We start from the raw sequence: 26,015 nt of genomic DNA on the forward strand, positions 1-26,015 counted from the left end.
GCCGACCTACGAAATTTCACAACACCCCAAGGAGCTTTCCAGGAACGCCGGAACGGGTCGCGATTTCCAACCCGTTATTCCAATTCGGTGACACCGAGCTCTTTGAGCGCGTTCTGCATCAACTGTTGCGCCGCATCGCTCAGTTTCTCGTGGTCCAGCGCATAACGGATGGTGGCCTCGATCAGGCCGATATGCGTGCCGCAGTCGAAACGCGTGCCGCGGAAACGGTAGGCGTGCACGGGGTGCTCGGCCAGCAATGCCGCGATCGCATCGGTCAGCTGGATCTCGCCGCCCGCACCGGGCGTGGTGCTTTCCAGCAGATCGAAAATTCGCGCGCTCAGCACATAACGTCCGACCACCGCCAGCGTGCTCGGCGCCGTCTCGGGGCTGGGCTTTTCGACGATGGCCGAAATACGACCCTCGCGGCCGGAAAATGTTTCGGTCGCCACGATGCCGTAACTGCCGGTCTGATCGCGCGGCACGTCCTGCACCGCGATCACGCTGGCGCCGGAAGACTCGGCGGCGTCGGCCATCTGTTTGAGCGCACCTGGACCGCGGTTCCAGATCAGATCGTCGGGGAGCAATACCGCGAAAGGTTCGTCGCCCACGATAGGCTTCGCGCAAAGCACCGCGTGCCCGAGCCCCAGCGCTTCGGCCTGGGTGACGAATACCGCGCGCACATGGCTGGGCAACACATTGCGCACCAGCTCCAGCTGCTCCAGTTTGCCCGCCCGCTCGAGCTTCTGCTCCAGCTCGTAGGCCTTGTCGAAATAGTCGGCCACCGCATGCTTGTAGCGGTTGGTGACGAAAATCAGCGTATCGCAGCCTGCTTCCACCGCCTCATCCACGGCGTACTGGATCAGCGGCTTGTCGATGATCGGCAGCATCTCCTTGGGGACGGTCTTGGTGGCGGGCAGGAATCGGGTTCCAAGACCTGCGACGGGGAATACGGCTTTCCGGATACGTTGGCTCATCGGGTATGTCTGGCCTCGCGTGCGGGGAACTGCACGATGGTGGCGCCTGCGTCGCTGTTCTTCCCGGGAGAAAACTCGGGTATCGCAGCGCGCAGAATGCGCGAAAGCTCGTCGTTGTCGTAATTCGCTACCGCGGTCTGCAGCAGGGAAACGGCACGTGCGATGATCTCCACCGAAGCGTCGCGCGCGCGCGCTTCGAGAATCTTGGAATGGGAAGTGGGCCGATAGAGCTCGTCCGCGTGAAACAGCGTTTCATGCAGCTTCTCACCGGGACGCAAGCCCGTATAGGTGATCGCGATGTCCTTGCCGGGCTGCTTGCCGGCCAGACGGATCATCTGCTCAGCCAGCACGCGAATCGGCACCGGCTCGCCCATGTCCAAGGTGTAGATGGAGGCATGGGCAGCGCTGGCGGCCGCCTGCACGATCAATTGGCAGGCTTCCGGGATGGTCATGAAATAGCGCGTGACCTCCGGATCGGTGACGGTAACCGGGCCACCCAGCCGAATCTGCTCGCGGAACAGAGGCACCACGCTCCCCGCCGAATCCAGCACATTGCCGAAACGGACGGTCACAAAACGCGTCGAAACGCGGTCGTCCAGGGTCTGGCAAACCATTTCGGCCAAGCGCTTGGTCGCGCCAAGCACGTTGACCGGATCGACCGCCTTGTCGGTGGAGATGAAGACGAAGGTCGATACGTTCGCCTCGCGGCAAGCCCGCGCCACGGCTTCGGTCGCCAACACGTTGTTGCGCACCGCTTCGCGCAGTTGCTGCTCCAGAAGCGGGACTTGCTTGTAGGCGGCAGCATGGAAGACCGCATCGGGCTCGGCGGTCTTCAACGCATGCTGGATGACTGCAGGATCGCCGCAGTTGCCCAGTACGGAAATGATCTCGAGATCCGGGAATGCGCGATGCAACTCCGTCTGTGCGGTGACCAGGGCGAGTTCATCGACCTCCAGCAGAGCGATCTTGCTTGCGCCATGGCGGGCGCACTGCCGACACAGCTCCGAACCGATGGAACCGCCGGCACCAGTCACCAGAACGGTGCGCCCACCCAGCCAGCCGCGAATGAGTTTCCAGTCCGGAGTGACCGGCTTGCGGCCCAGCAAGTCGTCGATGGCCACTTCCTTCAGTTCGCCGGGCAGCGAGCGGCCTTCCAGCACGTCCACCAACCTGGGCACGGTGCGGAATGGCAGGCCGGTGCTTTCGCAGATGGCCACTACCCGCTGCATGCTTGCCGCATCCAGGGACGGCATCGCTATGACGATGAGCTTGGCGGCGGTTTCCTTAGCGATGACGGGGGCATCGGACAATCCGCCGAGCACGGGAACGCCGTGCAGCTTGGTGCCCTGCAAACGGGCCGAATCGTCCAGCAGGCCGACCGGTTGATAGGCGCCGCTGCGCCGCAGGTCGCGGACCAGGGCTTCGCTGGATCTGCCCGCGCCGAGTATCAGCACCCGCAAGGCGATGCCGTTCTTGCTGTCCGTGTTCTGGTTGTCCTTCCAGGCCCGGAACATGAGGCGCGGCATGCCCAGCAACCCCACCAGGAGGAAGGGATACATTACCAGCACCGCGCGCGGCACCGACCCCAGACGGTTATAGAGCGCAAGCCCCAAGGCAAGGGCGAGCAAGCCGATCAGGCTGGCTTTGAGGATATTGCCCAGGTCCGGGACGCTGGCGAAGCGCCAAAGCCCGCGATAAAGGCCGACCCACCAGAACACCAGCCCCTGCGCGACCACGACTATCGCGATCTCCGGCGACCAAAGTGGATACGAAGGGGGGTTGGGCAACATCGCATAACGCAGATGGTGCAGCGCTTCCCAGCACAGCCAGACCATCAGCAGATCGTGCCCGACCACCAACGAACGAGGCACCAGGGCAGCCATCTTTCCGCGCCAGGAATTCACTTTTGCGCATCCTTACTCATTAGAGATATCCCTGCGCATACGCGCCCATAAAAAGCCTGCGCCCAGAAACCATACCAGGCAAATACCTGCCGACCCATATTCCGTCCAGTTCCTACCGATAAGGACCAATATCACGGCCACAAGACTGAATCCTGCGTAAGCCAAGGTGACTCTTACATGACTCGAGTTACGGCTCGCCCATTTTTGATAGGTGTGTTGGACATGCGGCGTCCACCAACGTTCCCTTCGCAGGATGCGCATAACCAATGTGAAGCCTGCGTCTACCAGGAAGGCCGAAACCGGCAGCAGCAGCAACGGCCAAGGGACCCGGCCCGACTCGAAAGCCCCCGCCAGCAATCCCGCCAACAGGAATCCAAGCGCTCCGCTGCCCACATCGCCCAGAAAAATCCGGGCCTTGGGGAAATTGAAGGGCAGGAATCCGGCCAGGGCCGCGACCAATCCGGCGGCTATCCACCCCCACACGCCACCGGCCAGGAGCAAGGCCATGGCCAAGGCAACGATGGCGGCCTGACTGGCTGCCAGCCCATCTATGCCGTCCATGAAGTTCCAGATATTCACCAGCGCCATGGCCAGAACGAATGCCACAACGGGGGCCAGCAGACCCGGCGTGGAGCGGTGCACACCCCAGGCCAGAAGGAATGCGGCCAATGCCTGTACCAGCAGCCTTGGCCAGGCCGGAAGGGATCGATGGTCATCCACCCAGCCGATACCCGCGACCAGAACCAATCCCGCAGCGAAACATTTCAACAACAAAGACTCCGGCCCGCCTCGCAGTGCCAACCAGACTATCGTCGCCAACATGGTTGCCGCTATCGCGATGCCGCCGCCTCTCGGCGTGGCCACGACATGGCTCCGTCGCTCGCCAGGCTGGTCGAGCAGTTGCTTCTTCAGCGCATAGCGTCGCGCCAACCATGTGCCGGATGCCGCGAGCACCAGGTGCAGCAGCATCCATACCGGTAGTGCCGTCACTCAGACCACCGCGTAGTTCAGCAGCGGCTTCACCGTTCCCCACTCCTTGCAACTGGGGCACTGCCAATGGTGGGTACGCGCGCCGAAACCGCAGCGCGTACAGCGATAGCTGGGATTGCGCACGAGCAATTGATCGGTGATGTGCTTGAGGTCGTTCAACGTGGCGGTCGGATCGGCGCCCTCGGCCAGGGTCAGGTCTATCAGCGCTGCTTCGCCACGTACCGAAGGCCGATCCTTCAACTGCCGGGCGAGATAGGCGCGCGCGGCCGCCACGCCGTCCTGCTTCTCGACCAGACGGGTCAGCGCCAGGACCGGAGCGATGCCCCGGTAGTGTTCGCACATTTCCGAAAGGAAAGCGCGGGCGCCGGAAAGGTCGCCGCCCTGCTCATAGTTGGCCAGCAGGCTGGGCAGCACTTCGGGCAGATAATCTGGGTCGTGCCGCGCAGCGCGTTCGAAGGCGCGGATAGCGGCTTCGGGGTTGGCCGCGTCCGATTCCATCCGGCCTTCCAGGATGCCCGCACGCACGCAGCTGGCATCTGCCTGATAAGCGCGCGCGATGGCGGCACGGGCGGACTCGACATCGTTGGCGGTGCGATGGCGCTCGGCCAGTTCGCACTCGAATTGGGCGATCAGCTTGCCCATCGGCTCGCCGGCCACTTCTTCGTAGCGGGTGGCGTTGTCGATGGCTTTTTCCCAGTCGCGCTCGGTCTGGTAGATGCCGATCAAGTGCTTGAGTGCCTGCGGAGCGCGCTGGTCGATGCGGGTGAGATCGCTGAAAACGGTCTCGGCACGGTCCAGCAACCCCGAGCGCATATAGTCTTCGCCCAAGGCCAGCAACGCCTGCACTTTCTGCTGGTCGCTCAAGTCGTGGCGCTGCACCAGCCCCTGATGCAGACGGATAGCGCGATCGACTTCGCCCCTGCGACGGAACAAGTGCCCCAGGGCGACCTGGGTCTCGAAGGTTTCCTTGTCCAGCTCGGCGATATGCAGAAACAGTTCGATGGCCTTGTCGGGCTGTTCGTTCAACAGATAGTTCAGGCCGCGGAAGTAGGTGCTGGAAAGCCGGCTGACCTGGGTGTCGCCATGGCGCTGTCCGCCTCTGCGCCCTATCACCCAGCCACTGAGCGCGGCCAGCGGCAGGAACAGGAAGAACCAGAACCATTCGTTGAGGAATTGCATCTACTGGAAGCCTATCTGATGGCTCAAACGCCGGTGCCGAGCGGAGGTGCCGATGACGCAACGGCCTGTTTGTTGGCTTTGCGCAGCTTCGTATACAGAGGCCAGACCAGAGTCGCCAAGACGATCAAACCGCCTATGGCCACACCGGCCAGCAGCGAGAGGATGATTGCGACCCCCGAAGAAGTCTGGATGTCTGCGAACAGCAATTTGAGCGTGATGGGCTGGGTATTCAGCACACCGACCAACAGACCTATGCCCAGGAAGATCAATGCGATGATCAGACGGAAAATGTTCATCGGACAGCTCCATGCTTGGGAGCCGCTAGCTTAGCCGAGAGCGGCAGGACAGGACACGCCGAATGCGCGCGGGACGCAGCAAGCAGCGCTTATTCGCCGCTTTCCTCGATGGGAGTCACGCCGCTGACGCGTTCGCGCAGCTCCTTGCCGGGTTTGAAATGCGGCACGTGCTTGGCCGGCAGGGCCACCGAATCGCCGGTCTTGGGGTTGCGGCCCAGACGGGGTGGACGGTAATGCAGGGAAAAACTGCCGAATCCGCGGATCTCGATGCGCTCGCCATGAGCCAGGGCACCGCCCATCATCTCCAGCAGCGACTTCACTGCGAGGTCGACGTCGTCGGCCTTCAGGTGAGGCTGGCGACGGCTGAGGATTTCGATGAGTTCGGATTTGGTCATCGTTGCTTAGGTAGGGCGATAAATACCACTCCGGCCCGGACGAACCGGGCCGGAGTGGATCGTTTGCCTGCTTACTCGGACTTGTTGCCGTCCAACTGGGCGCGCAGCAGCGCACCCAACTGGGTGGTGGCGCCGGTGGAGGAAGACTGCGACTGGTAGTCCTCCAGCACTTCGCGCATTTCGGCGTCGTCCTTGGCCTTGATCGACAGCTGCAGGGTGCGGCCCTTGCGGTCCATGCCCATAAAGCGCGCTTCGATCTTGTCGCCCACCTTCAGGTGCTGGCTGGCGTCGTCTACGCGTTCGTTGCTGATATCGCGCGCGGCCACGTAGCCTTCCACGCCTTCGGCGATGTCGATGATGGCGCCCTTGGCGTCCACTTCACGCACCACGCCTTCCAGCTTGGCGCCCTTCGGATTGGCGGCCATGAACTGGCCGAACGGGTCCTGCTCCAGCTGCTTGACGCCCAGGCTGATGCGCTCGCGTTCCGGGTCCACGGCCAGCACCACGGCTTCCAGCGTGTCGCCCTTCTTGTAGTTGCGGGCCACGTCTTCGCCGGTGGAGTTCCAGCTGATGTCCGACAGGTGGATAAGACCGTCGATACCGCCGTCCAGGCCGATGAAGATGCCGAAGTCGGTGATCGACTTGATCTGACCCGACACCTTGTCGTTCTTCTTATGGATGGCAGCGAAGGTTTCCCACGGATTGGCGGCGACCTGCTTCATGCCCAGCGAGATGCGGCGACGCTCCTCGTCCACGTCCAACACCATCACTTCGACGTCGTCGCCGACCTGCACGACCTTGGACGGGTTGACGTTCTTGTTGGTCCAATCCATTTCCGACACGTGCACCAGGCCTTCGACGCCCGGCTCGATCTCGACGAACGCGCCGTAATCGGTGACGTTGGAGACCTTGCCGAACACGCGGCTGTTGGCCGGGTAACGACGGGCGATGTTGTCCCACGGATCTTCGCCCAGCTGCTTCAGACCAAGCGAAACGCGGTTGCGCTCGCGATCGTACTTCAGCACGCGGACGTCGAGCTCCTGGCCCACTTCCACGACTTCGGACGGATGGCGCACGCGCTTCCAGGCCATGTCGGTGATGTGCAACAGGCCGTCGATGCCGCCCAGATCGACGAACGCGCCGTAGTCGGTGAGGTTCTTGACCACACCCTTCAGCACCACGCCTTCCTGCAGCTTGTCCATCAGCTGCTCGCGCTCTTCCGAATGCTCGCTCTCGACCACCGCACGGCGGGAGACCACGACATTGTTGCGCTTGCGATCCAGCTTGATGAGCTTGAACTCGAGCTCCTTGCCTTCCAGGTAGCCCGGGTCGCGCACGGGGCGCACATCGACCAGCGAACCCGGCAGGAACGCGCGGACGTCCTTGATATCGACGGTGAAGCCGCCTTTGACCTTGCCGCTGATGCGGCCGGTGATGGTGGCGTTGGCTTCCAGCGCTTCTTCCAGCTCGTCCCACACCATGGCGCGCTTTGCTTTCTCGCGCGACAGCACGGTTTCGCCGAAGCCGTTCTCGAGCGAGTCGAGGGCGACCTTTACTTCATCGCCGACGGCCACGGTGAGCGTGCCGTCGTCGTTACGGAACTGTTCGATCGGCACGATGCCTTCGGACTTCAGGCCGGCGTTGATCACCACCACGTCGTTGCGGACTTCCACCACGGTGCCCATGACGATGGAGCCGGGCTTCAGCTTGGTGAGGTGGATCTGGCTCTGTTCAAACAGTTCTGCAAATGATTCGATCATTGAATAAATCTCGGTTGATGACGCAGACCGGGCACTGGTTGAGATGTGCGGCGGTCCACCCGTTGTCGGCCTGGGCGGGATGCCTGTGACCGTGAGTGTTGTGGTTGAAAAACCGCTGGGAAAAATTCCCGACGGGGCTGTTTCCGCTGCGCTGGACCCGGACCGGACTTAGGATTTCACCAAGGCCAGCACGCGCTCAACGACCTGATCGATGTTCAGGCCGGTGGTATCGATGAGGACGGCGTCTTCGGCCGGCCTCAACGGCGCCACCGTGCGCTGTGCATCACGGGCGTCGCGGGCGAGAATCTCGCGTAGCAGACCGTCTATTGTGACCGAAACCCCTTTGTCTTTCAACTGGTTATAGCGCCTTTCCGCCCTTTCCTCGGCACTGGCGGTCAGGAAGACCTTGTAGGGGGCGTCCTTGAAGATGACCGTCCCCATGTCCCGCCCGTCGGCCACCAGCCCGGGAGGCTGCCGGAAAGCACGCTGGCGCTCCTTCAGCGCTGAACGGACCTCGGGAAAGGCGGCTATGGCCGAAGCCACCGCGCCTGTGGTCTCGAGCCTGAGCTCGTCGGTGGCATCGGAGTCGTTGACCCAGACCCGCAGGTCGCCCTGGGCGTTCTCCTTGAAGCTGACCTCGGTGTCGAAAGTGCAGCGCACCAGGGCCGCAGGGTCGGAAATGTCCAGGTTGGCCCAGCTCGCCGCCACGCCCACCGCACGGTACAAGGCGCCGGAATCGAGGTAATGCCAGCCCAGGCGGGCCGCGGCGATACGGCTTACCGTGCCTTTGCCGGCGCCGGAGGGTCCGTCGATGGTCAGAACCGGAATATTGTCGGACATGGGAACCCCGTGGATTTGCCGGGCATTATGCCCGGCCACCCGCCAGTAGCCGGAGGACGCCAGTCGCCGCAAGGCAAAGGCTTGAACCTCAAGGGAAAAACCCGCTAGAATGCGCGGCTTGATTTTTGTCCCGGCGGGACCCCAGGTCCGCTCCGGCCACATTCCCAGACAGTTACAGTCCAAATTTCCCGAGGTATGTCATGAAAGTCCTTTCCTCCCTGAAGTCGGCAAAGACCCGTCATCGCGACTGCAAGGTGGTCCGCCGCCGTGGCAAGGTCTTCGTGATCTGCAAGTCGAACCCGCGTTTCAAGGCGCGCCAGCGCTGAAATAGGGCGAGTCCCCGGGCGGCGCCGATGTTCGGCGCTCCGCTGCAGGCCGCAGAAAGACCGCCTCCGGGCGGTTTTTCTTTGCCCCGCCGCATGGGTTGCGCGGCAGCCGGGCGTGTGGCGACGCGCCCGCCGTCACGTTTGCCGCACTAGGTCCCGGTGCAGCGGTTTTTTGTCGGGGCCGTTTTGCTATAAAGACGCGTCCTCTGGGGAGCTACCGCTATGAACTGTCGTCTTCTTGCCATCCCGATGCTCGTCCTGCTCTGCAGCGCAGGCGCCGCCAGCGCCGATACCCTGCTGATAGAGCGCGCCCAGGAAAAACCCGCCGTCGCCTTGCCGGTGCGGGGCGATACCGCTGCAGCCGTGGAAGCCCGCTTCGGCGCGCCCCAGCAGAAACTGGAACCACGCGGTGGCCAGAAACGCCAATGGCCGGTGATCAACCGCTGGGTGTACCCGGCCTTCACCGTGTATTTCGAGAAGAACCGCGTCATCGATGTGGTGGCCAACCAGGCCGGCCCTGACGAAGTCGGGCCCAAGCCTCCGATCCGATAAAACAGTCCGAAATAACTTCAATGACCGATGCTTTTCGCTTCCCTGCGGAATGGGAACCCCAATCCGCGGTCCTGATCGCGTGGCCGCATGCCGAAACCGACTGGGCCGGGCGCCTGGGCGAAGTCGAGGAAACCTACGTCGCACTGGTCGCGGCCCTGACCCGTTTCGAGCCGGTGGTGATCTGCGTGGCGGACGAAGACCTGCAGACCTATGCCGAAGCGCGCCTGCGTTCGGCACGGGTGGACATGGCCAAAGTACGGTTCGTGCCTGCCGAGTACGACGACACCTGGCTACGTGATACCGGCCCGATCACCCTGCGCGCGGACGATCGGTTCAAGCAACTGGATTTCCGCTTCACCGGCTGGGGCGGCAAATACCAGGCGAGCCGCGACGACCTGCTGGTGGGCGAGCTTTCCGGTATGAACCTGTTTCATAACTATTTCGTGCAAAGCATTGATTTTGCATTGGAAGGCGGTGCCATCGAGACGGATGGCGAAGGCAGCCTGCTGACCACCTGGCAGTGCCTGCACGAGCGTCACCCCGAGGCCTCCCGTGAAGATCTCAGCGCGCGCTTAGCGGGCTGGCTGCAACAGGATCGTGTGCTGTGGCTGGATCGCGGTTACCTGGAAGGCGACGATACCGACGCCCACATCGATACCCTCGCCCGCTTCGCCGGCCCGGAGGCTATCGTCTTCCAGGCATGCGACGACCCGGCCGATTCGCATTACCCCGAACTCGGCGCGATGGCCGACGAGATAGCGGCACTGCGCACGCGCGACGGAAAACCGTACCGCTTGTTCCCGTTGCCTTGGGCGCAACCGATCGTGGACGAAGGGCGCCGGCTGGCGGCTTCGTACGCCAACTTCCTGATCGTCAACGGCGCCGTGCTGATGCCGGCATATGGGGACCCGGCCGATGCCAAGGCCGCCTCAGTACTGGCCGAGGCGTTCCCGGATCGCGAAGTCGTGCAGGTGCCCTGCCGTTCCCTGATCTGGCAGAACGGCAGCCTGCATTGCATCACCATGCAATTGCCCGCCGGCCTGCTGGCGACGGTCGAATGACCCGCCGGGACCGGTCAACCCCGCGAAGATTGGCGGTTCCGCGCAACCATGACTTTAGTGGGTGCGCGAATTGACGTTTCATTTACACCCGGCCGGTTGCGATGACCGATAACAGCAGTCCCCCAGCGCGGAGGCTGCCATGTACACGCGGCGCAGATTCCTCACCTCCACCGCAATCGCGGCGGCTGCCGGCATTGGTCTGGCAGCCTGCCGCGATCCGGCGCAGGCATCCCAGGCCGAGCCAACAGCGGCGGCACCCCAACTTGCCGGTCCACTGAACACCCGGCCGATTCCTTCCACCGGCGAGAAAATCCCGGTGATCGGCATGGGCACTTCGGGAAGTTTCGAAGTAGGCGACACCGCGGGCGAGCGCGATCCGCTGCGTGAAGTGCTCAAGCGTTTCTTCGCGGCCGGCGCCAGCCTGATCGACACCGCGCCCACCTATGGGACCGCAGAGGACGTACTGGGTGCTTTGCTCGCCGAACAGGGCTTGCGCCCGAAAGCATGGATCGCCACCAAGCTCTCGGGCGTCAACGGTCGCGAAGCGGGACTGGCGCAGTTCAACGACACCCTGCGGCGCCTGAAGACCGACAAGGTCGAACTGCTGCAGGTCCACAACCTGGGCGACCTGAAAACGCAACTGGCGCTGGCACGCGAACTGAAAGCCGAAGGCAAGGTGCGCTACGTCGGCGTCACCCACTACCTCGAACGTGCGCAGGACGAACTGGCCGCTGTAGTCCAGGCCGAGAAGCCCGACTTCCTGCAGATCAACTATTCGGTCGTGACGCGCGGTGCCGAAAAGCGGGTATTGCCGCAGGCGCAAGACCTGGGCGTGGCCGTGCTGATCAACCGCGCCTTCGAGGACGGCAAGCTGTTTGCGCAGGTCAAGGACAAACCCCTGCCGGCCTGGGCGGCCGAGGCCGGCATCGCTTCCTGGGCCCAGGCTTTCCTCAAGTTCTCGTTGAGCCATCCCGCCGTGACTGTGGTGATTCCCGCCACCGGCAAACCGGATCGTCAGAGCGACAACCTGGGCGCGGGTACCGGTCCCGATCTCACCGAAGCGCAGCGCCAGTCGCTGATCGCTGCGCTGGCCTGACGCCGCACATGGCATCGCAAGCGAATGCGGCGACTCGCCGGCTGGCTGCGTTGTTCAACGTGGAGGAACGGGAAGCCGGCGCGGTGGCTGCGGGACTGCTGATGTTCTTCCTGCTGTTCGCCGGCTATTTCATGCTGCGCCCGGTGCGCGAAACCATGGGCGTGGCCGGCGGCGTGGACAACCTGCAATGGCTGTTCACCGGCACCTTCGTGGCCACGATAGCGGCGTTGCCGCTGTTCGGCTGGTTGGCCTCGAAAGTAGCGCGGCGGCGCATTCTGCCCTGGACCTACGGTTTTTTCGCCGCGAACCTGCTGGCCTTCGCTGCCGCATTCGTACTGGCGCCCGACAATCTGTGGTCGGCACGCACCTTCTATATCTGGTTGTCTGTGTTCAACCTGTTGTCGATCTCGGTGGCGTGGAGCGTGGTCGTCGATGTATTCGCTTCGAATCAGGCCAAGCGCCTGTTCGCGCTGATGGCCGGAGGCGCGAGCCTGGGCGGCTTGGTCGGGCCGCTGCTGGGCACCTTGCTGGTGAAGCCCATCGGCCATTCCGGCTTATTACTGCTGTCGGCGGTGATGTTGGGCGGTAGCGCGCTGGCCGCGCGTCATCTGCAGCGGTGGCGCGATGCGAACCCCTTGCCGCAGCGGGAGGACAGCCAGACGCGACGCAGACCGCTTGGCGGCAACCCTTTCGCAGGCGCCACGGATGTTTTCAAATCGCCCTACCTGATGGCCATCGCGCTGTTCGTGCTGCTGTTGACCAGCGTCACCACGTTTCTGTATTTCGAACAGGCGCGGCTGGTGGCCGAGACCTTCAGCGACAAGACCCGGCAGACGCAGGTGTTCGGCACCATCGACGTCGTCGTGCAGAGCCTGGCCATCCTGACCCAGATCTTCCTCACCGGCCGCGTCGCGCAACGGCTGGGCGTCGGCGTGCTGCTGGTGGCCGTGCCGGTCGTGGTGGCGGTGGGATTCGTCTGGCTGGCGCTGGCGCCGACCTTCGCCGTGTTCGTGGTGGTGATGGTGGTGCGGCGCGCGGGCGAATACGCCTTCGTGCGGCCCGGGCGGGAGATGCTTTACACCGTCGTCACTCCCGGGGAAAAGTACAAAGCCAAGAACTTCATCGACACCGTGGTGTACCGGGGCGGCGATGCGGTGAGCGGCTGGGTCAAACGCGGACTGGATCTGGTTGCCGAACATCCTGCGCTGGCGATGCTGATCGGCGCCGGGATCGCGCTGGCCTGGGCCGCCACGGGCGGCATGCTGGGGCGCTGGCATCATCGCCGCGAAGCCGCCATAGGCACGCAATAGCGCGGCGTTCATCGCTCGGCGGCCTTCCTTGCTGCCTTACGCGATAACATGCCCCTCCCCGCCCCGCTCCCCATCGACATGACCCTGCGCACCACCCTGCCCGTCGCCCTGATCCAGGAAAAAAACCATGGCGATGCCGAGGCCAATCTTTCGGTGATCGAAGCACGCGTGGCCGAAGCGGCCAAGCGCGGCGCCAGGCTGGTGCTGCTGCAGGAACTGCACAACGGCGCGTACTTCTGCCAGCACGAATCGGTGGCGGAGTTCGACCTGGCCGAACCCATCCCCGGCCCCAGTACCGAGCGCCTGGGCAAGCTGGCCAAGCAGCATGGCGTGGTGCTGGTCAGTTCGTTGTTCGAGCGCCGCGCCGCCGGCCTGTACCACAACACCGCGGTGGTCTTCGAGAAAGACGGCAGCACCCTGGGCAAGTACCGCAAGATGCATATCCCGGACGATCCGGGCTTCTACGAAAAATTCTATTTCACCCCCGGCGATCTCGGCTTCAAGCCCATCGATACCTCGGTGGGCAGGCTCGGCGTGCTGGTGTGCTGGGACCAGTGGTATCCGGAAGCCGCACGGCTGATGGCGCTGGCAGGCGCGGAACTGCTGCTGTATCCCACCGCGATAGGTTGGGATCCGTCCGATGAACAAGCCGAGAAGAACCGCCAACGCGATGCCTGGATTCTCAGTCACCGTGGCCACGCGGTCGCCAATGGCTTGCCGGTGCTCTCATGCAACCGCGTCGGACACGAGCCGGCACCCAACCCGAGCGGCCTCGATCTTCGCGGCGCGGTGCGGTTGGTCAACGCAGATCCCGGCGCAGTCACCGAGATCGAGAATCCACCGATCTCCGGCATCCAGTTCTGGGGCAATAGCCATGTGCTGGGCCCGCAAGGCGAATTCATTGCCGAAGCCGGCGGCGAGCCGGAAATCCTCAGCACCGAAGTCGACCTGGCGCGCAGCGAACACGTGCGCCGCATCTGGCCGTTCCTGCGCGACCGGCGCATCGACGCTTATGGCGATCTGCTGAAGCGGTATATCGATTGAACCTGCAACTGCGCAAGGCGACCCTTGCCGACATTCCGCACATCCACGCGGTGTACGCACGGGAAGTACGCGACGGCGTGGCGACTTACGAGTACGAGGCGCCTGACGAAGCGGAAATGTCGCGACGCTTGCAAGAACTGCTGGCGGGCGGGTATCCCTTTCTGGTCGCCGAACTAGAGGGTGTTTTCGCGGGCTACGCCTACGCCAGTTCGTATCGCGGCCGCGCCGGTTACCGCTGGACTGTCGAGGACACCGTCTACGTCAGCGCAGAAGTGCAAGGCAGAGGCGTCGGCCGCGCCCTGCTCACCCGCCTGATCGCCGACTGCGAAGCGCTCGGTTTCCGCCAGATGGTGGCGGTGATCGGCGAACCCGGCAACGGCGCCTCTGTAGTCCTGCACGAAAAACTCGGCTTCCACATCATCGGCATATTCCCTGGCCTGGGCCGCAAACACGGGCGCTGGCTGGATACCGTGCAGATGCAGCGCGCGCTGGGCAGCGGCAACAACGAAGCACCTTCCGAAGAATGAATCCATGAACGATATCTCCTCCTCTTCCCTGCAAGACCCGCTGGCCGGGCAGCCGCACCAGATCGTCGAGCGCGACGGCGTGCGCTACACCTTGTTGGGGACCGCGCACGTCTCCAGAACCAGCGTGGAAACGGTACAGGCCGCGATCGCCAGCGGTCATTACGATACGGTCGCGATCGAGCTCGACGCCGGGCGCCTGCAAGCGCTGACCGATCCTGATGCCTTGGCCAAACTCGACTTGGTGAAAGTAATCCGCGAAGGCAAGACCCATTTGTTCGCCGCCAACCTCGCACTGGCCGCCTACCAGCGGCGCCTGGCCGAGCAGTTGGACGTGGAGCCGGGCGCCGAACTGAAAGCAGCCGCGCTTGACGCACGCGAACGCAATCTGCCGCTGCACCTGATCGACCGCGAAGTCGGCCTGACCTTCAAGCGTGCCTTGAGCCGGCTGGGCTGGTGGGGCCGCGCCAAGATCAGCGCTGGCATCATGATGGCGATGTTCGCCGATGAGGAAGTCGGCGACGACGAAATAGAAAAACTCAAACAGGGCGACCTGCTGGAATCTAGCTTCGGCGAATTCGCAGTGGAAAGCCCGGCGCTGTATGAAAGCATCATCGCCGAACGCGACCGCTATATGGCCGCGCGTCTGCGCGAGTCGGTCACCCACGCCAGCGGCGCGCGCGAGGTACTGACGGTGATCGGCGCCGGCCATCTGCAGGGCATGGCCGAGCATTTGCGGAGCGATGTTGAAGCGCCCGCCACGGTGCGCGCCGCGCTGGAGTCGGTTCCCGAGAAGAGCAAAGTGCCGTGGTTCACCATCGCGCTGGCCGCTTTCCTGGTCGGCGGATTCGCGTGGGGCTTCTACCGCGGCGGTGTCGACGTGGGCGCCGATCTCATCGTGCAATGGGTGCTGGCCACCGGCCTGCTGGGCGCGTTGGGTTGCGCCATCGCTGGCGGCCATCCGCTGAGCATCCTGGCCGCCTTCGTTTCTTCTCCGCTGACGCCCCTGCACCCGGCGTTGGCCTCGGGCACGGTCAGCGCGTTCGTCGAAGCGGCGCTGCGCAAACCCACCCACGCCGATTTCATGGCGTTGCGCGATGACGTGCAGACGGTGCGCGGCTGGTGGAAGAACCGGGTCGCGCGGATCCTGCTGAACTTCTTCCTGACCAGCCTGGGCACCGCTATCGGCGTGTGGACCGGCGGCTTGCGGATGCTGGGAAAACTCGTCGGCTGACCCAGAATTCTTGTAGAGCCGAGCTTGCTCGGCTGCTTCCGATTCCGCGCCAGGAGCAGCCGAGCAAGCTCGGCCCTACAAACGATACAACCATGGCGGGCCGAGGCCCGCCTTGTTTACTCGGCTTTCAGCGCCGCTATCGCAGCCGCAGGCAAGGCTTCTCCCTTGCGCGCACGCGCACGCTTGAACAGACGTGCGGTGCCGCTGCGCATATCGTCCAGAATCGCGTAGATGGTCGGCAGGAACAGCAGACTGACCACCGTGGAGAACGCCAGACCGCCGGCTATGGCGCGCGCCATCGGGTAGTACGGCGGGCCGTCGCCGCCCATCTGCGTGTTGCCCCAGGCGATGGGGATCATCGCCAGGATCGCCGTGCCCATGGTCATCAGGATGGGCCGCAGGCGTTCGCGACTGCCCTCCACCAACGCATCGGTCCGGGTCATGCCGCGCCGGCGCAGGTTGTTGATGTGCTCGATCATCACGATGCCGTTGTTCACCACCACGCCCATCAGCACCAGGATGCCGATGAAGGCCATGATGTTGAATTCGGTACCTGTCAGCCAGAACAGCCAGAACACGCCGAACACCGAGAACAGCACGCCGCTCATGATCGCCGCCGGGAACAGCAGCGATTCGAACACCGCCGCCATCACGATGTAGATCAGCAACAGCGCGATGACCAGGTTGGTCATCATCTGCGCACCCGCCTCGTCCTCTTCCTGGAAGGCGCCGCCATCGAAGGAATAGCTGTAGCCGGTCGGGAACGTAGCGGCCTTCAGGGTGTCCTCCATCGCCTTGCGCGCCTCGGGCACGGTGACCTTGTCGGCCAGGTTGGCCTGCACGGTCAGCGTGGTCTGGCGATTGGTCCGCGAGATCTGCGTGGCGGCGGGGCTAACGCCCACATCCACCATGCTCAGCAGCGGCACCGTGCGTCCGTCGGACGCTCGCACCATGAAGCTGTCCAGGTCTTCGATGCCGTACCGCTCGGCGCCGGCAAAACGCACCCATACCGGCACTTCGCTCTCACCACGACGGAACTCGCGCAGCGGCGCGCCACGCAGGGCTATACCCACGAAACTGGCCACATCGTTGGCGCTGAAACCGAACGCCGCAGCGCGCTCGCGATCCACCCGCACCGATAGTTCGCTGTTCTGGTCGCCGGCATCCACGCGCACGTCGCGCAGTTGAGGACTCTTGGACAACATCGGCACAATGTCCTTGGCGATCTCGGCCAGAGTCTCGGTGGAATCGCCCACCAATTGCACTTGTACGTTCTGGCCCGGCTGACCGCCTCCACCGCCCTGGCCGCCGTCATTGCCGATACCGACGGTGGCCCGCGCGGACTTGGGCAGTTCCTTGCGGATTTCGTCGATCAGGGCTTTGGTGTCGTCGTTATCAAGTTCGGTCATGTCGAACTTGATACGGGTGCCCGCATCGCCCTGCTCGCTGTACCAGGAGTAGATCTGCTCGACGTGGAAGCGCTTGCGGTTGGCGTCCATGAACTGCTCGACCTTCAGCACCTCGTCCGACATCTGTTTCAGGCTGTAGGAGCCCTTCCACTGGTAGAAGATGTTGGTCTCGCCGCCGTCGTCGCCGCCGAACATGTTCTTCTTGGTCAAGACCATCGGCACGATGCTGACCATGATGATCAACAGGATGCCCATCACGCTCCAGCCGCGATGCTCCAGGGTCCAGCGCAACAGTCCGGCATAGCGCTTCTGCATGCGCGGGATGATGCCGTTGGTGTTGCCGACCGCAGGCGGTGTCTTCAGGCGCGCGGACAGCATCGGGATCAGGCTCACCGCCACCAGCCACGAGGCCAGCAGCGACACCGAGATGGTGATGGCGATCTGCGACAGATAGATGCTGAGGAAGTTGCGCTCGCCGAACAGATTGGGCACGAACACGATGCAATGGCACAGCGTACCGGCCGACAGCGCGATGGCCACGTGGCGCGTGCCCACGATGGACGCCAGCCGCGGCTGGTTGGGCATGCGCTCGCGTTCCTGGTAGATGCTCTCCACCACCACCACGGCGTTGTCCACCAGCATGCCGATGGCCAGCAGCAGGCCCATCATCGACAGGATGTTGAGCGTGACCCCCGCGAAGTACATGAAGCCCAGGGTCATGATGAAGCAGATCGGAATGGCCAGCGTGACCATCATGGTCGAGGGCCAATGGCGCAGGAAGAAGAACAGCACCGCGATGGACAGCACCAGACCGATACCGCCGGCCTCGGCGAGCTCTATCAGCGAAGTGGTGACGTTGTCGCCCTGGTTGTCGATGACCTTGATCTGCAGGTCGTTCAACGAAGGTTCCTTGCGGATTTCCTCAACTTCAGCCAACGCGCGCTTGGAGACTTCGACAAGATTCGCGCTGCGCTCCTTGAAGATGTCCAAACCCACCGCCTTCTTGCCGTCCAGGCGCCGGCCCAAGGTCGTGCGCTCCTGTTTCAAACGCACCTCGGCGATGTCTGACAGACGCACGCCGTTGTTGCCGATCACCAGGTCGCGCAATTGCTGCAGGTCGGTCAGCTCGCCGACCGGCTGCACGCGCAGCCGGCTCCCGCCATCGGTGATGGTGCCGGCGGAGACCGAGAAATTGATCGCCTGCAGGCGCGTGGTCAGATCGTTGAGGCCCAGGTTGTGCGCGGTCAAGCGATCCTGGTCGATCGCGATCTCCACCTCGTTGGCCTGGGCGCCGGAGATATCCACGCGCGCGACACCGGGAATGCGCTCGATGCGCCGCTTGAACTCGCGGTCGATCATGTCGTAAGAGCTGGCCAGGTCCATGTCGCTGGCCAGACGCACGCGCAACACCGGCTGATCCGTGGTCGAGAACTTCAGCACCAAGTAGCGTTGCAAGTCGTCCGGCAGATCGTCGCGGATGGCGTCGATGCGCTCCCGCGCATCGGAGGCGGCGATGGCGACATCCCGCTCCCAATCGGTGAACTGGATGAAAAGCTGCGCGCCGTCGGCATTGGCGCTGGTGTCCATGCGCTTGATGCCGGGCATGGTGGACAGCGTCTCTTCCACCGGCCGCAGCACTGTGCGCTCCACTTCCTCGGGTGTCGAGCCCACATAGGGCAACTGCACGAAGATGAAGGGCGGCGACACTTCCGGGAAAGCCTCCAAGGGCAGACGGAACGCGGCGATAAGCCCGATCGCGGTCAACGACACGAACAGCATGATCGCGCTGACCGGCCGCTTGATGCTCAGTTCGGCGATGCTCATGCGGGTTCGAGCCCTTCACTGTCCGCTTCCAAGGAAGCGCGATGCAGGCGGCCGCGTTCGGCGTAATACTCGTCCGAACGGCGGTCCAGCAGGTCGTACACCACCGGGATGACCACCAGCGTCAGCAGCGTGGAAACCAGCAGGCCGCCGATCACGGTGATCGCCATCGGCGAACGCACTTCCGCGCCTTCGCCGAAGGCCAGCGCCAGCGGCAGGAAGCCGAACAGCGTGCACAAGGTGGTCATGATGATGGGTCGCAGACGCGAGCGGGCGCCTTCCACCAGTGCTTCGCGCTTGGCAACGCCGGCCTCGCGCAACTGGTTGACCTTGTCGATCAGGATGATCGCGTTCTTCACCACCAGGCCTACCAGCAGGATCAGGCCGATGAAAACCACCACCGACACCGGCGAACGCGTCAGCAGCAACGCGAGCACCGCGCCCACCAGCGCCAGCGGGATGGTGAACAGGATCACAAACGGATGCAGCAGTGATTCGAACTGCGAAGCCATCACCAGGTAGACCAGGAAGATCGCGAGGCCGAAGGCGAACAGCAGCGCCTTGACCGATTCGGCCAGTTCCTCGCCCTGCCCGCCGATGTGCATGCCGATGCCAGCGCCGAGATTGTTCTCGGCGACCATGTCGCGCACTTCGTTCACCGCACCGCCCAGATCTATATCGCGCAGATTGGCCGAGACGATGGCCACGCGCACCTGGTCGGCGCGATGGATTTCGCTGGGTCCGGTGGTGGAGACCACCTCCGCCACCGACTCCAACGTCACCGGACGCGAACTGCCCGGGTTGACGATCAGCTTGCGGATGCTTTCCACCGAAGCGCGATCCGATTCCTGCGCACGCACCAGCACGTCGATCTTGCGGTCGCGGAAGCTGTAGCGCGTGGCCACATCGCCGCGCACCTTCTTGACCACTATGTCGGCGATCTGGCGCGTGGTCAGGCCCAGCGCACCGGCGCGGTCCTGGTCGAAGCGGATCTGGATTTCGGGGAAGCCCTCCTCCACCGTCGACTTGACGTCGGCATAGTGCGGATTGGCGCGCAGCATGGCCGCCATCTTCTGGCCCGCGCGCTGGATCGTGTCCAGATCCTGACCGCGCAACTCGATTTCCAGCGGCGTGGAGAAACTGAAGAGTTCCGGACGGCGGAAATCCACTTGCGCGCCCGGATGATCCTTCATCGACGCACGCAGCTTTTCGGTTTCCTCTGCCTCGAGCTCTTTGCTGCCGCCATCGGCCATCACCACGGTGATCTTTCCGATGTTCTCGCCACTCTCGGTAGGACTGGCATCCAGTCTCGTACCGGTGCCGCTGACGCCGTACAGCGCGCGGATGCCTTCATCCTTGGCGTGCGTCTGCTGCAAGCTGCGCACCAGACTGTCGGTTTCGCGCAACGGCGTGCCGGGCGGCAGTTTCACCGTCATCTCGAAGCGGTCCTGCGCTAGCTGCGGAATCAGGTCCGCACCCAGCATCGGCACGGTCATCATGGTCAGGACAAATGCCGCCGCGGCGAAGCCCAGCACCAGCCAGGGACGGCGCAATGAACCGGGCAACAGCTTCATGTAACCACGTTCGGCGTGGTCGTAAGGCATCATCGCCAGATCGCTGGCCTTGCGCATCACCGGACCGACGATGGCCACCAGGCCGCGCCAGATCCGGATGAAGAACCATACGATGCCGAAGAAGACGCCGCGCACACCAATACCGATGCCGCGCTCGGTGGCCGCGAGAGGTTTTTGCCAGCGCGACTTAGGCTGCCAGTCCGGATGCGGAGCCTCTTCCGGGAAGGCCATCGGCGGCCTGCCCTTCAATGCGCTAAGCATCGGGATCAGCGTCATCGACACCACCAGCGACACCGCGATGGCGATGGCCACCGTCAACGCCTGGTCGCGGAACAACTGCCCGGCGATGCCCTGCACGAACACCAGCGGCAGGAACACCGCGATGGTGGTCAAAGTGGAAGCCACCACCGCCATGCTGACTTCGCGCGTGCCGGTGATCGCGGCCTGCAGCACACTTAAGCCCCGCTCCCGTGCCTTGGCGATGCTTTCCAGCACTACGATGGAGTCGTCCACCACTAGGCCGGTGGCCAGCGCAAGGCCGCCCAGCGACATCACGTTCAAGCTCAGGCCCAACTGGTCCATGAAGAAGAACGTGGTGACGATGGAAGCCGGCAACGACAGCGCCACCACGAAGGTGCTCCAGCCATCGCGCAGGAACAGGAAGATGATCAGGATCGCCAGCAAACCACCGATCACCGCGTCCACCTTCACGTCGCTGATGGCATGGCGGATGAACTGAGACTGGTCGTCGATGGGAGTGAGATCGACGTCCGGCGGAACCTGACTTTTGATTTGCTCCAGCTTCGCCTGGATGGCGTCGGCCGTGGCGACCGTGTTGGCGTCGCCTTCCTTGTAGATCGCCAGCTCGACCGCTTCGCTGCCGGCCAGACGGATGATGCCTTCACGCTCCTTGTAGCCCTGGCGCACATCGGCGATGTCCTTCAGGCGCACCGGCATGCCGCCAGCGATAGTGCTGGACGATGAGGAGTTCGCGCTCTGCACCGAAGCCGCCGCCGCCATGGCCGCCGCATCGCCGGTGGAGGCGGCGATGGCCGCCATTTGCGCCGCCGCGCTGGCAGCGGCATTGCTGCCGCCGCTCTGCGTGGTGACCAGCATGTTGCGGATTTCTTCGACGGTGGCGAACTGGTTGACGGTACGCACCAGATAGCGCTGCGAACCCTGCTCCAGACGGCCGCCGGAAATGTTGATGTTCTCCTGCTGCAGGCGCTGTATCACCGTGTCGATAGGCAGATTGAGCTGCGCGAGTTTCTGTTGATCGATATCGACCTGGATTTCGTCTTCCAGGCCGCCGCCGACCTTGACCGCGGCCACGCCTTCAACCGGCTCCAGCTTCTTCTTCAGGTCCTCGTCGGCATAGCGGCGCAGCTCGGTGAGCTGGCGGACGGAATCGGCCTCGGTCTTGCCGGCGACTTTCGACGACAGCGCAAGCCGCATGATCGGCTCGGTGGAGGGATTGAAACGCAGCAGCACCGGCGCCTTGGCTTCCAGCGGTAGCTGCAGCACTTCCATCTTGTCGCGCACCTCCAGGCTGGCCTGGTCCATGTCGGTGCCCCAGGCGAATTCCAGCACCACGTCGCTCTGGCCGGTGCGCGAAACGGATTTCAGTTTGCGCAGGTTCTTCACCACGCCGACGGCTTCTTCCACCGGCTCCGAAATCAAAGTCTCGATTTCCGAAGGCGCCGCACCGGTGTACTCGGTGCGCACGGTCAGGGTGGGATAGCTGAGGTCCGGCAGCAGGTTGACCTTCAACGCGGCCAGCGCGATGCAGCCGAACAGGAACATGGTGACCCAGAACATCGCCACGGTGACGCGGCGGCGTGTGGAGAATTCCACCAGTCCGCCGCCGGTCAGACCGGCAGGCGGCGCCAAGGGATCGTTCGCTTCGGGGCCCGCAGCTCCGTGATCCGGAGCCCCCCGGTCGGGGCCGTGGCCGCTCATTTCTTCTTACCGGCTGCTTCAACCTCCACCTTGGCGGTGGCGGTCTTCTTCTTGGCATCGCCAATGACCTCCACCGGCGTGCCGTCGCGCAGCGCGATCTTGCCGGCGGTTACCACGCCGTCGCCCGGCTTGAGGCCTTCGCGGATTTCCACCCACTCGCCATCCATATAGCCCAATTTGACTGAAACCCGTGCCGCCTTGCCGTTGCGCACCGCGAACACCGCCGGATCGCCATCGTCGTCCAGCAACGCTACGCGCGGCACCACCAGCGCGTCGGCGCGCTTGTCGTAATCGATCTTGATGCGTCCGAACATGCCCGGCTGCAGCAGGCCGTCGCCGGCGAAGGTGCAGACCACCCGGAAAGTGCCGCTGCCCGAATCGACCACCGGCGCGATGCGGTCCACGGTGCCGGTGAAGGTCTGGCCCGGCAGCGCGTCGGCGGCCAGTTCGACCGGCTGGCCCGCCTTAAGCGTGGAGATCTCGCGTTCGGGGACATTGAGCGTGGCTTCCAGCCGCGAGTTGTCGACAATGCGGAAAATCGGCGTGTTGATCTGCACGAAGTTGCCGGTCTTGATCGAGCGCGAGGCGATCACGCCGGAGATCGGCGCCACCACCGTGGTGTAAGAAAGCTCCAGCGTGGCCATGGTGTACTGGGCGCGCGCGTTCTCCAGATCGAACTTGATCTGGTCCACGTCGTTGGCGCTGATCATCTGCTGGGCGACCAGCTGCTTGGCGCGGCTGTAGTTGTTTTCCAGCTTGTGCATCTGCGCCGAAGCCTGGGCCACGGCCAGACGCGAGCGGTCAGGATCCAGCCGCACCAGCGGCTGACCGGCGCGGACTACCTGGCCTTCTTCCACCATCACCGCCAAGGCCACACCTGAGGTCTTGGCCACCACCTGCGATTCTCCGCGCGGCTCCAGCGCCGCGGTGCCGGTATAGCTTGCTGCGACCGGACGATGGGCCGCCTTGGCGACTTCCACCGGTACCGCATCCGGCCCTTTCGGCGGATCGCCCGGCTTGGCCTGGGCTTCTCCATCCCCTTTCTTGCAGGCGGCCAGGGCGAACACAAAAACACAGATAAGCGCGGACGCACGGAGCGCACGCATCGAGAGACGGCCTGCGATGAAGTCGGGTCGAGACATGGTGGTACCGGGTGGTTGTTAGGTGTTGTACATAGGTATATCACCCAAGTACGGGTACGGCATGCGCCGAAGGTCATGGTGACTTGCGTCGTGAAGTGTGTTGGCTGCCAAAAAAAAGAAGCCGCGACCGACAGCATGCGCCTGCTCGCACGAACCGGCTAGCAAGCTACGGATGGCAGGCTTCGGGAGTCGCACGCTATACTTGCCGCAGCCAAGCGCTGCGGTTGGACGTAGCGCGCGCAATGAGAGAGTCCCGGATTACGACATGATGCGACCGCTGCCGCTCGCCGCTTGCCTTGCCTTGGCCGCCGCCCTATCGGTGGCCGTTGTTACCGCCCAAACCCCTGCCCCCTCGGCCGCCAAGCCCGCCGAGGCAGCGCCCGCTCCTGCGGCCGCTGCGCCAGCCCCGGCAACGCCCGCCGTACTGGTCGGCAACGCCCAGGCCGGCCGCACTCTGGCCTATACCTGCCAGGGTTGCCACGGCGTTACCGGCTACAAGAACGCCTATCCCAGCTTCCATGTGCCCCGCATCGGCGGCCAGTCGGCCGAGTACCTGACCCAGGCGCTGACCGAATACAAGAAAGGCAACCGCAAGCACCCGACGATGCAAGCCCAGGCCCAGAGTTTCTCTGACCAGGACATCGCCGATATTTCCGCCTATCTCTCTTCTGTGAAGTAAGCCGCCCATGTCGAACGCCGTGCACGCCCCGCGTCTAGCCATCGCCCTGCTCGCCGCCCTCGCCCTGGCCGCCTGCTCCCAGAACAACGAAGTCGCCGCCGAAGATCCCGGCCATGCCAGCGGCGAACATGGTTCCAGCTCGTCCGCCGGCCTGCCCGACGGCCACATCGCCGCCGGCGAGAAACGCGCGCAGGTGAAGAGCGAAGCGACCAAGCAGAGCTGCATCGATTGCCACGGCGCCGAAGGCAATGCGCCCATCGATCCCACCTATCCCAAGCTCGGCGGCCAGTACGGCGACTACATCGCCCACGCGCTTCAGGCCTACCGGGCCGGCGACCGTCAGAATCCGCAGATGACGCCGCAAGCAGCAGCGTTGACCGACCAGGAGATTTCCGACCTGGCCGCCTACTTCGGCTCGCGCCCCTCGAAACTGCGTGACCTGCACGGCGTCGATTGAGCCCACCAGGCAAGCCATTCAAGTCTTCCGACCCCCAGCCTGCTGGGGGTTTTTTTTGGCCGTTTGACTCGATTGGCCGGCCCTGCCCAGAAGCGCCACAGCCCGCGCCAGCGACCCTGGAGCAAAAAATTCCGTCCTACCCTCTTTACATACTGTGTATCACATTGTAATGTGTGTCAAACATTATCAGGTGCCGTATGGTAGAACCCAACTCCAACCCGACCCCAAAGCTGGAACTTGAGCTCCGTCGTGGCGCGCTAGTGCTGGCGGTGCTGTCCCAGCTGCGCGAAGTCCAGTACGGCTATTCCCTGCGCCAGGCCCTGGCGCTGCGCGGAATGCCGATCGAGGAAGGCACGCTTTATCCCTTGCTTCGCCGCTTGGAAGGCCAGGGCCTGCTGGCTTCGGAGTGGCGGATCGAAGACGGCCCGCCGCGCCGCTATTACCGGCTTAACGACGCTGGCGAGGCGCTGCTCGTCGAACTGACCGCCACCTGGAACGCCCTGGTCGGGACCATGGCCGGACTACTTGAGAGGAGTGACAAATGAGCTCGAATGACGTGATCGAAGCCTATGTAGCCGAGGTGATGCGCCACTTGCCCCGCAAGGAGCGCAACGAAATCGGCTTCGAGCTTCGCGATCTGCTGACCCAGATGCTGGCCGAGAGGACGCAGGACGCGGCCACGGATGATGCGGTCTTGGACATGCTGCGTGACTTCGGCGCGCCCACCGAAGTGGCGGCGCGCTATCGCCCTCCCGGCGTGGTGGCGATCATTCCCGCCGAACAGACCAAGACCTTCGCGCTGCTGTCGCTGGGAGGCATAGCCCTGCAATGGGCACTGACGCTTCCGCGCGTGTTCGATGGACAACCCGTGGTCGCCTGGTGGTTCAGCTGGGGCCTGGGTGCGTTCTGGTGGCCGGGATTCATGGTGACGATGGCGTTGATCGGCATGTTCGCTCGCGAGTCGGGGATGTTCAAGCGGACCTGGAACCCCCGCACCGTCGACCCGGAACGGATCAACCGCAACGCCATGGCTTTCGGCCTGGCTTGGTATGCCATCGGAGTGGCATTCATGATCTGCCTGCCGTGGACAGCTGCGCTGCTGCCCGAACCCATGCCGCGAATCTTCGCCTTCGATCCGACGTTCCTGCGTGAGCGCGCGCCACCGGTGATCCTGCTGTGGCTAGGCGGCTTCGCCACCATGTTCGTAGCCATGCTGAAGGGCCGCTGGTCGAAACTGACGCGGCGTTTGTCCACTGCTTTCGCCCTGGGGTTCGTGGTGCTGCTCCTGTGGTGGATGACGGCGGGAAATATTTTCCTGTCTCCGGCGACCGACGAAGGCGCCAAGGCCGGTTTGGGATTGGTCGTAGTCATCATCGTGGCGTCCCTGGCCTACGAGCTTTACCGTCGGCGACCACGGATCCACGCGCCGAAGGTCAAAGCGTCCGGAACCTAGTCCAGGCTCAGGCAAGCTGCGCGGCCCGGCAATGCC

At 63.8% G+C, this 26,015-nt stretch carries 23 protein-coding genes; 12 read left to right on the plus strand and 11 right to left on the minus strand.

Translation table 11 applies throughout. The annotated features are described in order from the left end of the window. Positions 1 to 74: 74 nt before the first annotated feature. From galU to cmk, 8 genes are all read right to left on the minus strand, one after another. Entirely contained in the window at positions 75 to 974 is a 900-nt protein-coding gene (gene galU / locus BLR66_RS03415; RefSeq protein WP_093280214.1) for a UTP--glucose-1-phosphate uridylyltransferase GalU, read from the minus strand. Next, positions 971 to 2,857 (minus strand): polysaccharide biosynthesis protein, encoded by a 1,887-nt coding sequence (locus tag BLR66_RS03420; RefSeq protein WP_255402377.1) that lies wholly within the window; start codon positions 2,855 to 2,857, stop codon positions 971 to 973. Before BLR66_RS03420 ends, galU begins: the two co-directional genes overlap by 4 nt. 33 nt (positions 2,858 to 2,890) lie before the next feature. Beyond that, complete coding sequence (locus BLR66_RS03425; RefSeq protein ID WP_093280215.1) at positions 2,891 to 3,847, minus strand: MraY family glycosyltransferase; 957 nt, start codon at positions 3,845 to 3,847, stop codon at positions 2,891 to 2,893. A gap of 21 nt (positions 3,848 to 3,868) precedes the next feature. Beyond that, positions 3,869 to 5,047: a lipopolysaccharide assembly protein LapB gene (gene lapB, locus BLR66_RS03430; RefSeq protein ID WP_093280216.1), complete on the minus strand. Its 1,179-nt coding sequence runs from the start codon at positions 5,045 to 5,047 to the stop codon at positions 3,869 to 3,871. Positions 5,048 to 5,070: 23 nt separating this feature from the next. Further along, the gene (locus BLR66_RS03435) at positions 5,071 to 5,343 is read right to left on the minus strand and encodes a lipopolysaccharide assembly protein LapA domain-containing protein (protein WP_093280217.1); all 273 of its coding nucleotides are present in this window, start codon (positions 5,341 to 5,343) and stop codon (positions 5,071 to 5,073) included. Positions 5,344 to 5,432: 89 nt separating this feature from the next. Next, complete coding sequence (locus BLR66_RS03440; protein ID WP_093280218.1) at positions 5,433 to 5,738, minus strand: integration host factor subunit beta; 306 nt, start codon at positions 5,736 to 5,738, stop codon at positions 5,433 to 5,435. Between the two features lie 71 nt (positions 5,739 to 5,809). Next, on the minus strand, positions 5,810 to 7,498 hold the full coding sequence (gene rpsA, locus BLR66_RS03445) for a 30S ribosomal protein S1 (protein ID WP_093280219.1): 1,689 nt from the start codon (positions 7,496 to 7,498) through the stop codon (positions 5,810 to 5,812). A gap of 168 nt (positions 7,499 to 7,666) precedes the next feature. Continuing rightward, positions 7,667 to 8,338, minus strand: a complete 672-nt coding sequence (gene cmk, locus BLR66_RS03450) for a (d)CMP kinase (RefSeq protein ID WP_093280220.1) — start codon at positions 8,336 to 8,338, stop codon at positions 7,667 to 7,669. 200 nt (positions 8,339 to 8,538) lie between these two features. Between cmk and ykgO the strand changes: the two genes are divergently transcribed. The 8 genes from ykgO (at position 8,539) to BLR66_RS03490 (ending at position 15,485) form a co-directional block, all read left to right on the plus strand. Next, a complete protein-coding gene (gene ykgO, locus BLR66_RS03455) occupies positions 8,539 to 8,664 on the plus strand; it encodes a type B 50S ribosomal protein L36 (RefSeq protein ID WP_005913193.1) in 126 nt (41 codons plus the stop codon). Between the two features lie 222 nt (positions 8,665 to 8,886). Next, on the plus strand, positions 8,887 to 9,216 hold the full coding sequence (locus tag BLR66_RS03460; protein WP_093280221.1) for a hypothetical protein: 330 nt from the start codon (positions 8,887 to 8,889) through the stop codon (positions 9,214 to 9,216). Positions 9,217 to 9,236: 20 nt separating this feature from the next. Beyond that, positions 9,237 to 10,277, plus strand: a complete 1,041-nt coding sequence (locus tag BLR66_RS03465; RefSeq protein ID WP_093280222.1) for an agmatine deiminase family protein — start codon at positions 9,237 to 9,239, stop codon at positions 10,275 to 10,277. Positions 10,278 to 10,416: 139 nt separating this feature from the next. Then, a complete protein-coding gene (locus BLR66_RS03470) occupies positions 10,417 to 11,373 on the plus strand; it encodes an aldo/keto reductase (protein WP_093280223.1) in 957 nt (318 codons plus the stop codon). Between the two features lie 8 nt (positions 11,374 to 11,381). Beyond that, the gene (locus tag BLR66_RS03475) at positions 11,382 to 12,683 is read left to right on the plus strand and encodes an NTP/NDP exchange transporter (protein WP_093280224.1); all 1,302 of its coding nucleotides are present in this window, start codon (positions 11,382 to 11,384) and stop codon (positions 12,681 to 12,683) included. 78 nt (positions 12,684 to 12,761) lie between these two features. Further along, positions 12,762 to 13,727, plus strand: coding sequence for a carbon-nitrogen hydrolase (locus BLR66_RS03480; protein WP_093280225.1), 966 nt, complete (start codon positions 12,762 to 12,764; stop codon positions 13,725 to 13,727). Next, positions 13,724 to 14,254 (plus strand): GNAT family N-acetyltransferase, encoded by a 531-nt coding sequence (locus BLR66_RS03485; RefSeq protein WP_093280226.1) that lies wholly within the window; start codon positions 13,724 to 13,726, stop codon positions 14,252 to 14,254. The genes BLR66_RS03480 and BLR66_RS03485 overlap by 4 nt, the downstream gene beginning before the upstream one ends. Before the next feature lie 4 nt (positions 14,255 to 14,258). Beyond that, complete coding sequence (locus BLR66_RS03490; RefSeq protein ID WP_093280227.1) at positions 14,259 to 15,485, plus strand: TraB/GumN family protein; 1,227 nt, start codon at positions 14,259 to 14,261, stop codon at positions 15,483 to 15,485. Positions 15,486 to 15,601: 116 nt separating this feature from the next. Here the strand turns inward: BLR66_RS03490 and BLR66_RS03495 are convergent, their stop codons facing one another. Genes BLR66_RS03495 through BLR66_RS03505 form a run of 3 tightly spaced genes read right to left on the minus strand, consistent with a single transcriptional unit; the run spans position 15,602 to position 23,354 of the window. Further along, positions 15,602 to 18,718, minus strand: a complete 3,117-nt coding sequence (locus tag BLR66_RS03495; protein WP_093280228.1) for an efflux RND transporter permease subunit — start codon at positions 18,716 to 18,718, stop codon at positions 15,602 to 15,604. Then, positions 18,715 to 22,248, minus strand: a complete 3,534-nt coding sequence (locus BLR66_RS03500; RefSeq protein WP_093280229.1) for an efflux RND transporter permease subunit — start codon at positions 22,246 to 22,248, stop codon at positions 18,715 to 18,717. Before BLR66_RS03500 ends, BLR66_RS03495 begins: the two co-directional genes overlap by 4 nt. Then, positions 22,245 to 23,354, minus strand: a complete 1,110-nt coding sequence (locus BLR66_RS03505; protein WP_255402378.1) for an efflux RND transporter periplasmic adaptor subunit — start codon at positions 23,352 to 23,354, stop codon at positions 22,245 to 22,247. The genes BLR66_RS03500 and BLR66_RS03505 overlap by 4 nt, the downstream gene beginning before the upstream one ends. A gap of 304 nt (positions 23,355 to 23,658) precedes the next feature. Between BLR66_RS03505 and BLR66_RS03510 the strand changes: the two genes are divergently transcribed. The 4 genes from BLR66_RS03510 to BLR66_RS03525 all read left to right on the plus strand — a co-directional run bounded on the left by BLR66_RS03510 (position 23,659) and on the right by BLR66_RS03525 (position 25,979). Then, positions 23,659 to 24,069, plus strand: coding sequence for a c-type cytochrome (locus BLR66_RS03510; protein WP_093284283.1), 411 nt, complete (start codon positions 23,659 to 23,661; stop codon positions 24,067 to 24,069). 7 nt (positions 24,070 to 24,076) lie between these two features. Then, positions 24,077 to 24,526: a c-type cytochrome gene (locus tag BLR66_RS03515; RefSeq protein ID WP_093280231.1), complete on the plus strand. Its 450-nt coding sequence runs from the start codon at positions 24,077 to 24,079 to the stop codon at positions 24,524 to 24,526. 197 nt (positions 24,527 to 24,723) lie between these two features. Further along, complete coding sequence (locus tag BLR66_RS03520) at positions 24,724 to 25,071, plus strand: PadR family transcriptional regulator (RefSeq protein ID WP_093280232.1); 348 nt, start codon at positions 24,724 to 24,726, stop codon at positions 25,069 to 25,071. Further along, positions 25,068 to 25,979 (plus strand): hypothetical protein, encoded by a 912-nt coding sequence (locus tag BLR66_RS03525; RefSeq protein WP_093280233.1) that lies wholly within the window; start codon positions 25,068 to 25,070, stop codon positions 25,977 to 25,979. The genes BLR66_RS03520 and BLR66_RS03525 overlap by 4 nt, the downstream gene beginning before the upstream one ends. Positions 25,980 to 26,015 lie beyond the last annotated feature (36 nt).

This window comes from Pseudoxanthomonas sp. CF125 (assembly GCF_900104085.1).
Taxonomy (GTDB): Bacteria; Pseudomonadota; Gammaproteobacteria; order Xanthomonadales; family Xanthomonadaceae; genus Pseudoxanthomonas_A.

Coding starts and splice junctions, on each gene's coding strand:
- BLR66_RS03435 (WP_093280217.1), bottom strand. CDS start 5,343: ATGAACATTTTCCGTCTGATCATCGCATTGATCTTCCTGGGCATAGGT.
- BLR66_RS03500 (WP_093280229.1), bottom strand. CDS start 22,248: ATGAGCGGCCACGGCCCCGACCGGGGGGCTCCGGATCACGGAGCTGCG.
- BLR66_RS03425 (WP_093280215.1), bottom strand. CDS start 3,847: ATGCTGCTGCACCTGGTGCTCGCGGCATCCGGCACATGGTTGGCGCGA.
- BLR66_RS03470 (WP_093280223.1), top strand. CDS start 10,417: ATGTACACGCGGCGCAGATTCCTCACCTCCACCGCAATCGCGGCGGCT.
- BLR66_RS03525 (WP_093280233.1), top strand. CDS start 25,068: ATGAGCTCGAATGACGTGATCGAAGCCTATGTAGCCGAGGTGATGCGC.
- BLR66_RS03510 (WP_093284283.1), top strand. CDS start 23,659: ATGCGACCGCTGCCGCTCGCCGCTTGCCTTGCCTTGGCCGCCGCCCTA.
- ykgO (WP_005913193.1), top strand. CDS start 8,539: ATGAAAGTCCTTTCCTCCCTGAAGTCGGCAAAGACCCGTCATCGCGAC.
- BLR66_RS03515 (WP_093280231.1), top strand. CDS start 24,077: ATGTCGAACGCCGTGCACGCCCCGCGTCTAGCCATCGCCCTGCTCGCC.
- lapB (WP_093280216.1), bottom strand. CDS start 5,047: ATGCAATTCCTCAACGAATGGTTCTGGTTCTTCCTGTTCCTGCCGCTG.
- BLR66_RS03520 (WP_093280232.1), top strand. CDS start 24,724: ATGGTAGAACCCAACTCCAACCCGACCCCAAAGCTGGAACTTGAGCTC.
- BLR66_RS03420 (WP_255402377.1), bottom strand. CDS start 2,857: ATGGCTGCCCTGGTGCCTCGTTCGTTGGTGGTCGGGCACGATCTGCTG.
- BLR66_RS03440 (WP_093280218.1), bottom strand. CDS start 5,738: ATGACCAAATCCGAACTCATCGAAATCCTCAGCCGTCGCCAGCCTCAC.
- BLR66_RS03495 (WP_093280228.1), bottom strand. CDS start 18,718: ATGAGCATCGCCGAACTGAGCATCAAGCGGCCGGTCAGCGCGATCATG.
- BLR66_RS03465 (WP_093280222.1), top strand. CDS start 9,237: ATGACCGATGCTTTTCGCTTCCCTGCGGAATGGGAACCCCAATCCGCG.
- BLR66_RS03505 (WP_255402378.1), bottom strand. CDS start 23,354: ATGCGTGCGCTCCGTGCGTCCGCGCTTATCTGTGTTTTTGTGTTCGCC.
- BLR66_RS03475 (WP_093280224.1), top strand. CDS start 11,382: ATGGCATCGCAAGCGAATGCGGCGACTCGCCGGCTGGCTGCGTTGTTC.
- BLR66_RS03480 (WP_093280225.1), top strand. CDS start 12,762: ATGACCCTGCGCACCACCCTGCCCGTCGCCCTGATCCAGGAAAAAAAC.
- BLR66_RS03460 (WP_093280221.1), top strand. CDS start 8,887: ATGAACTGTCGTCTTCTTGCCATCCCGATGCTCGTCCTGCTCTGCAGC.
- galU (WP_093280214.1), bottom strand. CDS start 974: ATGAGCCAACGTATCCGGAAAGCCGTATTCCCCGTCGCAGGTCTTGGA.
- cmk (WP_093280220.1), bottom strand. CDS start 8,338: ATGTCCGACAATATTCCGGTTCTGACCATCGACGGACCCTCCGGCGCC.
- rpsA (WP_093280219.1), bottom strand. CDS start 7,498: ATGATCGAATCATTTGCAGAACTGTTTGAACAGAGCCAGATCCACCTC.
- BLR66_RS03490 (WP_093280227.1), top strand. CDS start 14,259: ATGAACGATATCTCCTCCTCTTCCCTGCAAGACCCGCTGGCCGGGCAG.